The organism is Aquirufa originis, from assembly GCF_042714495.1.
In the GTDB taxonomy this organism is placed as follows: Bacteria; Bacteroidota; Bacteroidia; order Cytophagales; family Spirosomataceae; genus Aquirufa; species Aquirufa originis.
Genome location: NZ_JBBKXY010000002.1, coordinates 20,905 through 34,450, shown reverse-complemented (window position 1 = coordinate 34,450; position 13,546 = coordinate 20,905). Strand labels below are relative to the sequence as shown.

The window sequence follows — 13,546 nt, the reverse complement described above, 5'->3', positions numbered from 1 at the left end:
TTACAAGGATTTAAGTTTTGGTTTAGTGCCCATATATTCCTTTAAATAGTCGGGCTCTTTGGTAACGAGGTTCTCGAATGTTTGGTTCAAAAATGCCTCGTGGGCTAATTTCCCCATATATTGAGCCTCAGGTAATAAAGGCCCATCGAGAAATGTGATAGAGGAATGCGTGCAGCTTTCTTGCCATTTCGCGGACCCATTCCCAAAAGCTACAACAGGCGCAAAAGTTTGAAATGACTCCTGGTTTAGAATATGCGCTTCTTGTGGAGACACTTCTTCTAGTGCTGGTGTATAAACGGCTGCATACACTTCCATTCTGCGCGCATCTAACATGGGTAAAAGTAGCGATCCGGCGGGTGCATCGACTGCGGAGGCCAAGATTCGTAAAGTGGGCAAACAGATCAAAGGCTTGTCCAAAGCGAAGCAAATTCCTTTCGCCGTCGCTAAACCGATGCGTAAGCCAGTATAAGATCCGGGTCCGTTTGAAACGGCCACGGCGGATAGTTCAGCTAGCGCGCGACCCGCTGTCTTCATCACTTTTTCAATCAAAAGGGTCAGCGATTTAGAATGAGAACCCTCCTCATCCACTAATTCCTGCGTGATCAATTGCCCGTTTTCGTGGAGGGCAACGGAACAGTTTTGGGTCGATGTATCTAGACTTAGGATAAGACTCATTTCAAATTGGTAATTAATTCCACACCTTTCAAAAGGCTAGGATCGTGTTCAAAAGACCATTCATTAATCCCTTTTTTCAGGTAATAATGGTGCACTATTTCTTGTTCTAATAACGCCGAAATTACTTTTTTGTTTGCCTGTAGCTCTTTCGCGATCGAAGAATCCCATTCCGGCTTAATTTTCTCCAGAGTCGCCGTCAAGTTCGCATACAAAGGATCTTTTTGTGTTTCCTTCAATACATCGCGCATCTGTTTCTCTAACGGACTCTCGTATTTGAATTTACTCGCTTTTGCCCATTGCACGAATTCCTCAAATTCAGCTTCCGTTAAATGGAAGTTAGCTGCCGCCGCGATCGAAGCGTGCTTTAATTTAAATAGGCGTGCATATTGAAAGAAGATTTTCTCTTTCAATAATTGCTGCGTCAAACTGTTCGCCTGCGGACGCCCCACTAACACATCCGGTTCAATTCCTCCCCCCGCATTGACTTTTCTGCCGTTGCGTGTTTTAAATTCCTGTTTGGTGGTGTCTTTGTTTCCAGAATAATCGATGGCTTGAATGCAGCGACCGCTTGGGATGTAATATTTTGCCGTTGTAATCTTGATTTTTGCCCGATAAGGTAAATCGCGCGTTACTTGAACGAGACCTTTCCCAAAACTCCGTTGTCCCACAATCGTCGCCCGGTCATAATCTTGCAAAACACCCGCCACAATTTCGGCTGCGGAAGCGGAGTTTTGATTGATTAAAACAATGATAGGCATCGACGTATCCCAGCTGGGATTCAAGGCCTTATAGGTGGCATTCCACTCTTGTAATTTGCCCTTCGTACTCACGATGGGTGTTTCTTTGTCTATGAAGAGATTGCAAATATCTACTGCCTGCGTCAATAAGCCACCCGGGTTATTGCGCAAATCCAATATCAATTTCTTCATTCCCTCTTTCTTTAATTGAACGAGGGCCGCTTTCATTTCTTTGGTAGCCGATTGATTGAATTCTTCTAATTCGATGTACCCGATGCCTGGACGGATGATGCCCGCATAGCCTACATTCTTGATTTGAACGGTGGACCGGTTGACACTCAACGTCAGCTGCGTATCTCCGCGTTTTATTTCTGCGACTAATTTACTGTCTTTCGGACCTTTGATTAGTAGACCGGGGTCGGACTCTTCGGTGATCTGATTCCCATTGATGGAAAGGAGTTGATCGCCTATTTGCAATCCAGCTTGCAAGGCAGGGCTAGCTTCGTCTACATACGTAATGTAATAGCCTTTGTCGACCCAAGAGGCGCGAATGCCGATTCCTTCGTATTTTCCGGTGGTGAGAGTGGTGAATTCGTCCAAATCTTCTTCTGGATAATAGACCGTGTATGGGTCTAATTGATCCAGCATTCCGTCGATGGAGTTTTGTACGACCTTGTTTGGGTCGATGGGGTCCACGTAGAATTGGTTGAGTTCTTTGATGACGCTGGCGTATATGTCCAGGTTTTTGGCCAGGTCAAATAATTGGTCCGCCCGGCTAAATGCCCACAAGCCCATACCCAAAAACACGAAAAGGCTTATTTTAACTAGCTGCTTCATTCGGTTGGGTGAATTTTTCTAAAATGGCGGCCATTTTCTTATGGATTTTATCTGAGGGTTCAATCGTAGAACCAATATAGACAAAAGCCAATACATCTGGAAGTTTTGCTTTTCCTTCTACTTGAAAATGGGGTTTATTCAGGCGGTAGGCCTCGCGGATGCGACGCTTGAGGGTATTTCGATCTACGGCTTTCGAAAATCGACGCTTTGGCACCGAAATTAAAATCTGTGGATTCGCCTGATCTGCTTCAAAAGGATTCTGGCGGATGTATAAAACACGAAAAGGATAGACAAATCGTTCTTCAACAATTCGACTATCCTTCTCGAATAAGGAATCAATAATTTTAATGTGCGTTAGACGCTCCGATTTAGAAAATGTAAATTTCAAAGCAGGAATACTAAGTGAACAACAATAGCAAACCAGAAATCTTCTTTTCTAAGATCTATGGCTTATTTGCCTCTTTTTTCGTCTGAAACAGTCAACTTGTGACGTCCTTTAGCACGACGGTTTGTCAATACGCGACGACCGTTTGCCGTAGACATACGCTCACGGAATCCGTGTTTGTTTTTTCTCTTACGTACAGAGGGTTGAAAAGTTCTTTTCATTTCTTTATTTGTTAAAGCAGCCCATCATTTCGATTGGGGCTTGCAAAGGTAAAACAAAATATTTATTCATCATGGATTCAGCTGGTAAGCCTTCACCTGACAGGTCCTTAAACCTTGATTTCTACGTCTACTCCTGAAGGCAATTCTAATTTCATCAAAGCATCTACTGTTTTAGCAGAAGAAGAGAAGATGTCGATTAGACGCTTGTAAGTACATAATTGGAATTGCTCACGTGCTTTCTTGTTAACGTGTGGTGAACGTAAAACAGTGAATTTCTCAATTTTTGTTGGAAGTGGGATAGGGCCAGAAACAACTGCTCCTGTAGCTTTTACCGCTTTAACGATTTTCTCTGCTGATTTGTCTACCAATGAGTGGTCAAATGACTTCAGCTTAATGCGAATTTTTTGATTCATATAAGATGGTTCTTTAAATGATTAAGCAGCGAAAGAACCATTTACTCCGCTACTTAAATTAATTAGGACTGCAAAAGTACAGAATGTCACTTAATTATACAAGCCCTAAAACTTAGTTTTTTGTAGAGCGCGTTGTTTTTCAGCTAAATAGCTTGCCTGCGAAGCTTGGTAAAGGGCGGAATTGAGGGTTCTTAATTTTTCCATCGCCTCATCCGCATAGTTTATTTCGCCCATTTTGAGTGCTTGCGTAGCGTAAATTGGATAAAAAGCCGGATTCTGTTCATTCCATTGTAATGCGGCCAGCGCGGCCTCATACCCTTTTTTCGCGGGTACTAGTGGAATCGCCTGTTGCAAAACCGGAATTTGAAAAGGGTATTTTTCTAACATCGCAAGTGCATTCGCTCGTGAAATCGGAGGTGTTTTCACCGGATAGGCTGTTGCATATTTCCAAAAAGCTAAAATCCCCGTCATTCCCGAACCCTGCGTCGTGTCCGCCGCGATGGATACATTCAATTGATTTAAAGCGACTAAAGGTTTCGCGTGGTAAAAGGACTGCCAAGACTTCAAAAGTTCTAATTCAGGGAACATTTCGCCTAGTGATCTTTGCCAGCCTGCCAGGTCATACAGGGGTGCTTTCCCTTTCCAAAACATCATTCCATTATATAGGTATACCAAATCGCGCAAATCCGCACTCGGAACAAAAGATGGATTCATCGGTGCCGTAGGAATTCCTGCAGCTACTAAATTTGCTTGGATGGCTAAGTCTTCTGATGGGTTGAATTCTGGCTTTCGTTTTAAATACGTGGACTCCGCGTATAGTTTGTTTGCTATGTAGAGTGGATTTTCTGGTTCTAAAGAAAAAGCGCGATCGTAAAAATAAACCGCTGAATCAGGAATAGCCAGTCTTTCATATTGCAAGGCGAGTTGCGTAGCGATGCGTGGATCAGCAGAATCACTTTTCTGCAAGGTAAATAAAGCATCAAAAGGACGGTTTTCTGTGGCGAATACATTCGCAAGCGCTACAGAAAGAGCGGGATCACGATTGATACTTTGGCTGGCTGCCACATAATAAGCAAATGTCTCCGTGTCACCCGCTTGCTGCGCGAGGGCGGCAAGGCTTAAGTTACTTTTGGTATTTAAACGGCTGTGCAACGTGGCGTTTTTGTAATGTATTTCCGCCATTTGTGTGTCGCCCACGAAAACAGACACATCACCCGCATAATTTTCTTTCGCCGCCATTCCTTGATGGTAGGCGCCTGAATTAAACGCAAATACGGCGCCCACACTTAAAATAAGCACTCCGATTTGAATCAAGTGCAGTGGAAGTAAAGCGGCTTTGTGAATGACTTTGTGAATGGGAAGGTTTTGGGCTAGCAGAGGGCCAAAATTTCGGTAAATAAATAGCGGAAAAAGTAGCCCCATCACTACCTGGTTAATTAAATTCCAGCTTTCAATCGCCTGAATGCCTGGCGTGTTTGCGTGCCATAAAAGTGGAATCAGTGAAGAAAGCCCGAGAAGACTTATTCCCAATAGAGCTTTGTTGTCCTTGTTTTGGTATACATAGAGACCTACTGCCAAAATCATCCAAATAAAAGCGGGAATCGCCGTCCGTACTCCTAAGTCAAAGCGCTGATTGCTAAAGGTTAAAAGCAAATTGATTCCCCAGACCAAGCCTAAAATGCTGCGATTTTTTTTCGAACTGGCCACATTCGAACCGTGCGATAAACCGATTAAAAAGGAAGGAATAGCCGCGGCGCTCAAAACGGATAGGCCGGCAAGAGCTACAAGGCTCAAGCTGAAAAGCTGTCCACTGATAATCTGCGATAAAGCGGGAAAAGAGGCGTCAGACAACGTGAAAGCGACTATTCCGAGCCACAGTGTGGCACCCAAAACGGCCTGCCAAACGGGTAAAAACGAAAAAAGCGCCACCCCTAGGCCTAACAAGGCAAGGGCGAATCCACTAATTTCCGGAGTCGCATTCAGGGTTACAGCCTGTATTTGGAAGTTTTGACGAATGAAATAGACGTTCGTATGCAAATCCTGGCCGGCTTGCGTGTCCACGACCTTGTTTAAGGGAATCATTTCAGAGACTTCGATCCACGTAAAAGTCGCCATACCTCCTGCTATCCACAGCCCGCCAATCGCCACGAACACCACGGCAATCGCGTAAAAAAGGCTTTTTGAAAAAGAGGGGCGAGTCAAGCGCATATTTTGGTCCAAAAATTGAATTCCTAAATTTCACACAAACTACGATTCATTCAAAGAAATTGCCTGATTTTGGCAAAAAATAGTTGAAAAATACTAATTTCAGTTTTGGTAAATTCGAATTATCAGGCTAATTTTGCAGTCCGAATGTATTAGCATTCGTGAACTAATACAAAATCGTAGTTTTTTAGCTAACAAATTAAAATTCAAATGGCAAACGCAGTTAACAAAGGAAAAGTTGCGCAAGTAATTGGACCCGTTGTCGATGTGAGCTTCGAAGGAGAAGGATCACATTTACCAGCGATCTTGAATGCTCTTTCAGTAACGAAATCAAATGGTCAAACGCTTGTTCTTGAGGTGCAGCAGCACTTAGGAGAAGATCGCGTAAGAACGATTGCGATGGAAGGAACGGAAGGTCTTCAACGTGGACAAGAGGTAATCGATAAAGGTACGCCTATGACGATGCCGACAGGTGAGGGAATTAAAGGTCGTTTGTTCAACGTAGTAGGGGATGCCATCGATGGTATCGCTCAACCTAAGTCTGACAAAGGATTGCCGATTCACCGTTCTGCGCCTAAATTTGATGAATTAGCGACAACAACTGAGGTTTTATTCACAGGAATTAAAGTAATCGACTTATTAGCACCTTATGTAAAGGGTGGTAAAATTGGTTTATTTGGTGGTGCCGGTGTAGGTAAAACTGTATTGATCATGGAGTTGATTAATAATATTGCCAAAGCATACGAAGGTCTTTCGGTATTCGCAGGTGTAGGTGAGCGTACTCGTGAGGGTAACGACTTATTACGTGAGATGATCGAGTCAGGCGTTATCAAGTATGGTGAGGAATTTAAGCACGCGATGGAAGCGGGTGAGTGGGATCTATCTAAAGTAGATCAAACAGAACTAGCGAAATCTCAAGCAACTTTAGTGTTCGGTCAAATGAACGAGCCTCCAGGAGCCCGTGCTCGTGTAGCCTTATCAGGATTAACAGTTGCGGAACACTTCCGTGATGGCGATGGCGAAGGTCAAGGTCGTGATATCCTATTCTTTATCGATAACATCTTCCGTTTTACACAAGCGGGCTCTGAGGTATCTGCCCTGTTAGGTCGTATGCCATCTGCGGTAGGTTACCAACCAACATTGGCGACTGAGATGGGAGCGATGCAAGAGCGTATCACTTCGACAAAGCGTGGTTCGATTACTTCGGTACAAGCGGTTTACGTACCTGCCGATGACTTAACGGATCCAGCTCCGGCAACAACGTTTGCCCACTTAGATGCAACTACGGTATTATCTCGTAAGATTGCTGAATTAGGTATCTACCCAGCGGTGGATCCATTGGATTCCTCTTCACGTATTTTATCTGCGGAAGTATTAGGTGATTCTCACTACAATACGGCGCAACGTGTGAAGGAAATCTTACAACGTTATAAGGAATTACAAGATATCATCGCGATTTTAGGTCTAGATGAATTATCGGAAGAAGATAAATTAGTCGTTTCTCGCGCTCGCCGTGTACAACGTTTCTTGTCACAACCTTTCTTCGTGGCAGAACAATTTACAGGCTTAAAAGGCGTTTTAGTAGACATCAACGATACGATCAAAGGTTTCAATGCGATCATCGATGGTGGATACGATCACCTTCCAGAAGCTGCTTTCAACTTAGTAGGTACTATTGAGGACGCAGTGGTAAAAGGAGAGAAATTATTAGCTGAGGCTGCTAAATAAAAAAATTATGTTTGTAGAAATTATTACACCGGATCGTAAAGTTTTCTCTGCAGAAGCATCTGTAGTGACTTTGCCTGGCGTTAATGGTTCCTTCCAAATTTTAAATGACCACGCAGCCATTGTTTCTACCCTTGCAAAAGGAGAATTAACAGCGGATAAAGAGGTCTTCCAAATCGAAGGAGGAGTTGTTGAAGTTTTGAATAATCGAGTTCTTGTTTTAGCCGAAGGCGTTAACTAACATTCTCATGAAAAAACTTGCCATTTTAGTATTTGCTACGGTCTTATTTAGTTCTTGTTCAGAGAAGGCCTTTTTAACAGGGTCTATTCTAGCAACGGTAAAGGAAAGTAATATTCCTTTGAATAAGATTCAGTTCTACAATGACAATGGCTTGATTTTAGAAAGAGAGATGAGTTCAACGGACGCGAACGTGAAAGCGGGCGCGTTGGTTTTCAAAAACGGCAAGTCGATTAACCGCGTGAGTTTAGAGAAACAAACTCCGGGTGCTTTATTGAAGGAAGAAGGAGATAAATTATATGTTTCTTTTGACAATCCTGCGAAAGAGTCGAATAGTTTGATTTTTGCACCTATTGTAGGGGAACGCGGAGAGTATTTCTATCAGCTAGTGGATGAAACAGGAAATTCTACTATTTCTCGCTTGAATTTCGAAGGTAGCAAGTATTTAGTCTACAATGAGAAATACGAAGGTTTGACGAAGTCGGTGACGAAAACGCCTCGCGTACGTCTGATGATCATGAAGTCTTCCTTGAGTGGCTTGAAAGTGAATTCGAAAAGAATGAAGGGTAATCGAGTTCAATAATCGATTGCTTTTATCGGAATTTGAAAATAGGATGCTTGCATCCTATTTTTTTTTAGTTCATTTTTGTCCAAAGGTATGACAGCATACCTTATTCGCATCCAAATGTAGGATTCCTATGAAAGCAGAAGAAACGATTGATTTTCACATAAAGACCGGTTGGTACGCCATCAGCCGCATGTACAATACCTATTCTGCTCAGTTTGATATGACCATGGCCATCGGATATGTTTTATTGCATATCGACAAAGATGGAACGCCTGCGACGAAGATTGCACCGGCGCTAGGCTTGGAGGCTAGGTCTTTGACCCGTATGTTAAAAACCCTAGAGGATAAGAAGTGGATTGAACGTTCTGCGAATTATGAAGATAAGCGGGTGGTGAAGATTTTTTTGACGGATATCGGAAAGAAGAAACGCGACCAGGCTCGAAAGGGTGTTATAGCCTTTAATAAATTAATCTACGATCGTGTCGAGCCGGAAAAATTAGCCGTATTTTTTGAGGTGATGTCATCGGTTAATCAGGTTTTAGAGGAGGACGCCGGAGAAATTTTAAAAACAATCTAGAAAAAAACGTATTTCCGGATACGTTTATTAAAGGAGATCCTTATTTTTGCTCGATAATTAAACAAAAACTGCGTTATGAAAAAACTACTTTTGGTATTCGCGATGATGCCTTTCTTATTTACCTCTTGTGTAGGAAAGAAGAAATTAGCGGATTTGGAATCACAATTAACTCAATTACAGGCATCTAGTAGTTCAGCTTTATCTAAATCAAAAGCGGACTTATCTGATTGCCAATCTTTAACAGCTAGCCTTCAAGGTGAATTGAAAAAGAGAGATACAGATTTAGAAGCAAAAAATGGTCAATTGAAAGCTTTACAAGAGCAATTAGATTACTTCAAAAAGACAAATACAAACTTATTAGATCGTTTATCTGATCTTTCGGTAATCAACAAATCAGGTGCTGAAAGTATTCGTAAGTCCTTAGATGCCTTGAACGAGCAAGGAAAATACATCAAAGACTTGAACTCATCTATTCAACGTAAAGATTCAATGAATTTATCATTAGTAATGAACTTGAAGCGTTCATTAGCTGATGTGAATGATGAAGATGTAACGGTAGAGGTGAAGAAAGGGGTTGTTTATATCTCGATCTCTGATAACTTGATGTTTGCTTCAGGTAGTGCAGTTGTTAACGCGAAAGCGGTAGCTGTGTTAGCGAAAGTAGCGAAAGTGTTAAACGATCACAAAGAGCTTGATGTATTAGTAGAAGGTCACACAGATACGGTGCCTATTTCTACTGATTGTATTCAAGATAACTGGGATTTATCTGCTAAGCGTGCTACTTCTGTGGTTCGTGTATTGCAAACTAAATTTGATGTGGATCCAGAGCGTTTAACAGCTGGAGGACGTGGTGAGTACGAGCCAGCATCAGCTAATAAAACATCTAAAGGACGTAAGCAAAATCGCCGTACGGAGATTATTGTAACGCCTAAATTAGATCAGTTCTTTAGTTTAATGGCGCCACAAGCGAAATAAGCTTTTTGATTGTAAAGAAAAAGGGCCTCGATGAAAATCGAGGCCCTTTTTTATGGGATTCTTTAGGCTAATTGCCCGCGGACTAGATCTAGTTTTCTTCTGGAAACGGGGAGGGATTGATTAAGTACTGTTTTGACCGTCTTCGATTCATTTAAGTCGTGACTAAGCACATTCACCTTATTAACAAGATAGGACTTGTGGATGCGAAGAAAGGTGCCTAGGCGCAATTGTGACTCAAACTTCTTGAGTGTCTTGGCCATTAAAATGGTTTGGCCATTCTTCAAAAAAATGGTGGTATAATTCCCTTTGCCTTCAATGCTCACAATGTCATCTACAGGACATTGATCGATTCCGGGAATTTTCAGGTGTTTTCTCATTAGCACGTATTTACTAAATGTAAACCTAGTGTATTTGAACTAAACCTATGGTAAAGAATTATTTAGCGGTTACTGTATTTATTTAGCGGTAGAATTGTGCTACTGTAAAGGGCATAAAAAAAGAGGTCTTTTGCAAGACCTCTTTTCAATGTAGCGGGGGCCAGACTCGAACTGACGACCTTTGGGTTATGAGCCCAACGAGCTACCAACTGCTCCACCCCGCGATATAATTGGGAGTGCAAAGATGCACGTTTCTTTCAGAAAAAACAAGTATCTTTGTAGAAATTATTCTTGCCGATCCTTTTTTAGGCAGATTTTACGTTACATTTCTATGACCCCAGAACACAAAGCAGGCTTTATCAGTATTATCGGAAAACCCAACGTGGGTAAGAGTACGCTGATGAATGCATTAGTGGGGGAGCGACTTTCGATTGTGAGCTCGAAGGCGCAGACGACGCGTCACCGGATTTTGGGGATGCTGAACGGAGAGCATAAGGGTACTGAATACCAGATTGTTTACTCAGACACACCTGGGGTTTTATTACCTAAATACGAATTACATAAGTCCATGATGTCTTTCGTTAAAAGCTCTATAGAGGATGCGGATGTGGTGTTGTATGTGACGGATGTGTTTGATGAGTTTGAAGATTTGGACTTTTTGACCAATTGGAAAGATTTCACAAACACGCCAATTCTTGTTTTATTAAACAAGATCGATTTAGTCTCCATGGAGAAATTAGAGGAGAAGGTCGCGTATTGGCAGGGAATTTTTCCTGGCAAGCCGATTATCCCTATTTCGGCGTTGGAATCGGTTCATTTGGACCAAATCTTTAGCCACCTCATGGAGCATTTGCCCGTTCATCCGCCCTTTTTTGATAAGGAGGAGCTGACGGATAAACCAGAAAAGTTCTTTGCCTCTGAGATTGTTCGGGAGAAGATTTTCTTGAATTATAAAAAAGAAATTCCTTATTCGTGTGAGGTAGTGGTGACTTCTTTTAAAGAAGAGCCCACCATTTTACGTATTGCTACGGAGATTTATGTCGAAAGGGTATCGCAACGCGCGATCATCATTGGGCATAAAGGGGAAAATATCAAGAAAGTGGGTATCCAAGCGAGAGAGGATTTAGAGAAGTTTTTTGGTAAAAAAGTATTTTTAGAGCAGTTTGTCAAAGTGGAGCCTGATTGGCGTGCGAAGACGGACAAGCTGCGTTCATTCGGGTATTCACTCGATTAATTTAACATAGAATGTCAAATATTATTGCAATTGTGGGGCGTCCCAATGTAGGGAAATCTACTTTGTTCAATCGCTTGATCGAACAAAAGAAGGCTATCATGGACAACATGTCCGGGGTGACGCGCGACCGCCATTATGGTTACGGTCAATGGACAGGACGTTTCTTCACCGTGATTGATACGGGAGGATACGTGCATGGATCCGAAGATAAATTTGAAGGAGCAATACGCGAGCAGGTAGAATTAGCCATTGAAGAATCGGCGGTATTATTGTTCGTGGTAGATTGTTCTACGGGTTTAACGGATTTAGATAAGGATTTTGCGAACGTTTTACGTCGTTCTAAGAAACCCGTTATTTTGATCGCGAACAAAGCCGATACACACGAGAAGGCTTATGCTGCAGCGGAATTTTATGAATTAGGTTTAGGCGATCCCTATGCGATTGCCGCTGAAAGTGGAAGTGGTACAGGTGATATGCTCGATGCGATGGTTTCTCATTTTAAGGATGAGGGAATCGAAAATCCAGAATTAGGCATTCCACGCGTGGCGATCTTAGGTCGTCCTAACGTAGGCAAATCCTCTTTCTTAAATGCGATTTTAGGAAAGGATCGTTCCATCGTGACTGATGAGGCGGGAACTACGCGTGATGCGATTCAAAATCACTATACGATGTTTGGGAAGGATTTCATCATCACGGACACGGCCGGTATTCGCCGAAAAGCGCGTATCGACGATAACATCGAGTATTACTCGGTTTTGCGTTCGATGAAGGCTTTGGAGGAATGCGATGTGGCGATTATCATTATCGATGCGACGACAATCGATCCATTAACCGGATTAGAGGCGCAGGATATGAATATTGTCAGCATGGCGGACAAGGCGAAGAAAGGAATTGTATTGATGATTAATAAGTGGGATTTAGTGGCGAAAGACACGAATACCGCGATTCAATTAGAGAAGGCAATCAAGGAGCGTATGGCGCCATTGAATTATATGCCTGTGATCTTTACTTCGGTCATGGAGAAGAAGCGTATCTTCCAAGCTTTAGAATTAATGCTTAAAGTATACGAAAACCGTACACAGAAGATTTCAACATCGAAATTAAATGATGTGATGTTAGATGTGATCGCGAGTTATCCGCCACCAGCCTGGAAAGGTAAATATATCAAGATTAAATATTGTACGCAGGTTTCGACACCGTATCCTACGTTCATTTTCTTCTGCAATTTACCACAGTACATTAAGGAAAGTTATGAGCGTTACCTAGAGAATCAGATGCGGAAAGCCTTTGATTTATCAGGAACACCTATTTCTTTATTCTTTAGAAAGAAATAATTGCTGTATTTGGGAGAGGCTGATGAAACCGATTTGGCCTCTTCCACCTACACCATAAATCCGATCTCCCAACTGACAGATGTTGTGGTAGGGACTTTTGCCTAAGCTAATCCAACGCTTAGTCACTGGGTCAAAAGCCGAGCTTTCGGCTGGCCCTGATAATATCCAATACGGCGCTGCCCATAAAATTTTCTCCACGTAGTACGCGGGTGCTCCCACAATAGGTGACCAAGTTGCCCCGCCATCTTTGCTTTCTAATAAGGGCACTGGCCCCTCTTTAATACGGGCATAATTTCCGCCAGCGATCCATAAGTTCTTCGGATTGCGAACGCCTAGACTGAAAAATCCGGTTCCTTCTCCGCCGGGAATTTCGGCAAAAATGCTTTCCCAATGTAGCGCATCTTTACCGTGCAAAACCCGCGCCTTTTCGCCGCCTCCGGTCACGATATAATAGCCCTGTTTTGTCTTCTGCAAACTAGATCCACTAGCTGCGAAAGCGGCTTCCCCTTTTTGTAAAGTGGGATGGTTCGTTGGGGTCAATAATTCGTAGGAACGTCCTTTATCGCTGATGCGAATCAAGCCATAGAATGGGCCCGCAGGGTCAGATAAAACTAATCCTTGTTTGCCCTCCCAAAGAATGGCATCAAAGAAATAGCCCTTCTCCTTGATTTGGAAGGCTAATTCCCAGCTTTTTCCTCCATTCTCTGTGCGAAAAATTTTGGCTGCCCCATTCTCTGCCGGGCCTGCGCTCATCAATAAGACCGTATTTTCGTCAAGTATCGCCAGATCTCGGAAGTCCAAGGAATCAGCTCCTGGAATCTGTGAAACAGTGAAGTGTTCGCCTTTATCGCTTGAGTGAATGACGGTTCCGCGCGTTCCGCCTATCCAGATGTGTGAACCGAGGGATCGAATGGCTCTAAAGGAGGCTTTGGTATCTAGTGAGATGGAATTCCATTGGCTGAAGCTTTGGAAAGCGCCTAAAAACAGGAGGGCGAAGAGTAGGATGTGTTTTCTCATAGGTATATCGGTCTGCAAATTACGGATT

Annotated in this window: 15 protein-coding genes and 1 tRNA gene; 7 read left to right on the top strand and 9 right to left on the bottom strand. The window is 42.8% G+C overall.

What is annotated here, in order from left to right; all coding sequences use genetic code 11:
- From tsaB to SKC35_RS05510, 6 genes are all read right to left on the bottom strand, one after another.
- Positions 1-675 carry a tRNA (adenosine(37)-N6)-threonylcarbamoyltransferase complex dimerization subunit type 1 TsaB gene (tsaB, locus tag SKC35_RS05535; protein WP_377978428.1) on the bottom strand — a complete coding sequence of 225 codons (675 nt, stop codon included), beginning with the start codon at positions 673-675 and terminating at the stop codon, positions 1-3.
- A complete protein-coding gene (locus SKC35_RS05530; protein ID WP_377978427.1) occupies positions 672-2,249 on the bottom strand; it encodes a S41 family peptidase in 1,578 nt (525 codons plus the stop codon). The genes tsaB and SKC35_RS05530 overlap by 4 nt, the downstream gene beginning before the upstream one ends.
- Positions 2,233-2,637 (bottom strand): ribonuclease P protein component, encoded by a 405-nt coding sequence (locus SKC35_RS05525; protein ID WP_377978426.1) that lies wholly within the window; start codon positions 2,635-2,637, stop codon positions 2,233-2,235. The genes SKC35_RS05530 and SKC35_RS05525 overlap by 17 nt, the downstream gene beginning before the upstream one ends.
- Positions 2,638-2,699: 62 nt before the next feature.
- On the bottom strand, positions 2,700-2,855 hold the full coding sequence (gene rpmH / locus SKC35_RS05520) for a 50S ribosomal protein L34 (protein ID WP_130895343.1): 156 nt from the start codon (positions 2,853-2,855) through the stop codon (positions 2,700-2,702).
- 107 nt (positions 2,856-2,962) lie between these two features.
- Positions 2,963-3,268 carry a 30S ribosomal protein S10 gene (gene rpsJ, locus SKC35_RS05515; RefSeq protein ID WP_130895342.1) on the bottom strand — a complete coding sequence of 102 codons (306 nt, stop codon included), beginning with the start codon at positions 3,266-3,268 and terminating at the stop codon, positions 2,963-2,965.
- A gap of 105 nt (positions 3,269-3,373) precedes the next feature.
- Complete coding sequence (locus tag SKC35_RS05510; RefSeq protein ID WP_377978425.1) at positions 3,374-5,476, bottom strand: tetratricopeptide repeat protein; 2,103 nt, start codon at positions 5,474-5,476, stop codon at positions 3,374-3,376.
- Positions 5,477-5,683: 207 nt separating this feature from the next.
- Between SKC35_RS05510 and atpD the strand changes: the two genes are divergently transcribed.
- The 5 genes from atpD to SKC35_RS05485 all read left to right on the top strand — a co-directional run bounded on the left by atpD (position 5,684) and on the right by SKC35_RS05485 (position 9,556).
- Positions 5,684-7,201: a F0F1 ATP synthase subunit beta gene (gene atpD / locus SKC35_RS05505; protein WP_130895340.1), complete on the top strand. Its 1,518-nt coding sequence runs from the start codon at positions 5,684-5,686 to the stop codon at positions 7,199-7,201.
- A 7-nt stretch (positions 7,202-7,208) separates the two neighbouring features.
- Entirely contained in the window at positions 7,209-7,439 is a 231-nt protein-coding gene (locus SKC35_RS05500; protein WP_130895339.1) for a F0F1 ATP synthase subunit delta/epsilon, read from the top strand.
- 7 nt (positions 7,440-7,446) lie between these two features.
- The gene (locus tag SKC35_RS05495) at positions 7,447-8,019 is read left to right on the top strand and encodes a hypothetical protein (RefSeq protein WP_377978424.1); all 573 of its coding nucleotides are present in this window, start codon (positions 7,447-7,449) and stop codon (positions 8,017-8,019) included.
- A 115-nt stretch (positions 8,020-8,134) separates the two neighbouring features.
- Positions 8,135-8,581, top strand: coding sequence for a MarR family winged helix-turn-helix transcriptional regulator (locus SKC35_RS05490; RefSeq protein ID WP_377978423.1), 447 nt, complete (start codon positions 8,135-8,137; stop codon positions 8,579-8,581).
- Positions 8,582-8,656: 75 nt separating this feature from the next.
- The gene (locus SKC35_RS05485) at positions 8,657-9,556 is read left to right on the top strand and encodes an OmpA family protein (protein WP_223131514.1); all 900 of its coding nucleotides are present in this window, start codon (positions 8,657-8,659) and stop codon (positions 9,554-9,556) included.
- Positions 9,557-9,618: 62 nt separating this feature from the next.
- On the opposite strand, the gene SKC35_RS05480 is transcribed toward SKC35_RS05485, so the two are convergent.
- Entirely contained in the window at positions 9,619-9,933 is a 315-nt protein-coding gene (locus SKC35_RS05480; RefSeq protein ID WP_377978422.1) for a LytR/AlgR family response regulator transcription factor, read from the bottom strand.
- A 151-nt stretch (positions 9,934-10,084) separates the two neighbouring features.
- Positions 10,085-10,157 (bottom strand) — tRNA-Met (locus SKC35_RS05475).
- A 107-nt stretch (positions 10,158-10,264) separates the two neighbouring features.
- Between SKC35_RS05475 and era the strand changes: the two genes are divergently transcribed.
- Both era and der read left to right on the top strand, forming a co-directional pair.
- Positions 10,265-11,167, top strand: coding sequence for a GTPase Era (era, locus tag SKC35_RS05470; RefSeq protein WP_377978421.1), 903 nt, complete (start codon positions 10,265-10,267; stop codon positions 11,165-11,167).
- 11 nt (positions 11,168-11,178) lie between these two features.
- On the top strand, positions 11,179-12,501 hold the full coding sequence (gene der / locus SKC35_RS05465; RefSeq protein WP_377978420.1) for a ribosome biogenesis GTPase Der: 1,323 nt from the start codon (positions 11,179-11,181) through the stop codon (positions 12,499-12,501).
- Here the strand turns inward: der and SKC35_RS05460 are convergent.
- Positions 12,481-13,518 (bottom strand): WD40/YVTN/BNR-like repeat-containing protein, encoded by a 1,038-nt coding sequence (locus SKC35_RS05460; protein WP_377978419.1) that lies wholly within the window; start codon positions 13,516-13,518, stop codon positions 12,481-12,483. The two genes, der and SKC35_RS05460, sit on opposite strands and share 21 nt — an antisense overlap.
- Positions 13,519-13,546 lie beyond the last annotated feature (28 nt).

Bases quoted from the DNA above. Each gene is read 5' to 3' on its own strand.
- era (WP_377978421.1), top strand. From the start codon at position 10,265: ATGACCCCAGAACACAAAGCAGGCTTTATCAGTATTATCGGAAAACCC.
- der (WP_377978420.1), top strand. From the start codon at position 11,179: ATGTCAAATATTATTGCAATTGTGGGGCGTCCCAATGTAGGGAAATCT.
- SKC35_RS05510 (WP_377978425.1), bottom strand. From the start codon at position 5,476: ATGCGCTTGACTCGCCCCTCTTTTTCAAAAAGCCTTTTTTACGCGATT.
- SKC35_RS05490 (WP_377978423.1), top strand. From the start codon at position 8,135: ATGAAAGCAGAAGAAACGATTGATTTTCACATAAAGACCGGTTGGTAC.
- atpD (WP_130895340.1), top strand. From the start codon at position 5,684: ATGGCAAACGCAGTTAACAAAGGAAAAGTTGCGCAAGTAATTGGACCC.
- SKC35_RS05480 (WP_377978422.1), bottom strand. From the start codon at position 9,933: ATGAGAAAACACCTGAAAATTCCCGGAATCGATCAATGTCCTGTAGAT.
- tsaB (WP_377978428.1), bottom strand. From the start codon at position 675: ATGAGTCTTATCCTAAGTCTAGATACATCGACCCAAAACTGTTCCGTT.
- SKC35_RS05495 (WP_377978424.1), top strand. From the start codon at position 7,447: ATGAAAAAACTTGCCATTTTAGTATTTGCTACGGTCTTATTTAGTTCT.
- SKC35_RS05500 (WP_130895339.1), top strand. From the start codon at position 7,209: ATGTTTGTAGAAATTATTACACCGGATCGTAAAGTTTTCTCTGCAGAA.
- SKC35_RS05530 (WP_377978427.1), bottom strand. From the start codon at position 2,249: ATGAAGCAGCTAGTTAAAATAAGCCTTTTCGTGTTTTTGGGTATGGGC.
- SKC35_RS05460 (WP_377978419.1), bottom strand. From the start codon at position 13,518: ATGAGAAAACACATCCTACTCTTCGCCCTCCTGTTTTTAGGCGCTTTC.
- rpsJ (WP_130895342.1), bottom strand. From the start codon at position 3,268: ATGAATCAAAAAATTCGCATTAAGCTGAAGTCATTTGACCACTCATTG.
- rpmH (WP_130895343.1), bottom strand. From the start codon at position 2,855: ATGAAAAGAACTTTTCAACCCTCTGTACGTAAGAGAAAAAACAAACAC.
- SKC35_RS05485 (WP_223131514.1), top strand. From the start codon at position 8,657: ATGAAAAAACTACTTTTGGTATTCGCGATGATGCCTTTCTTATTTACC.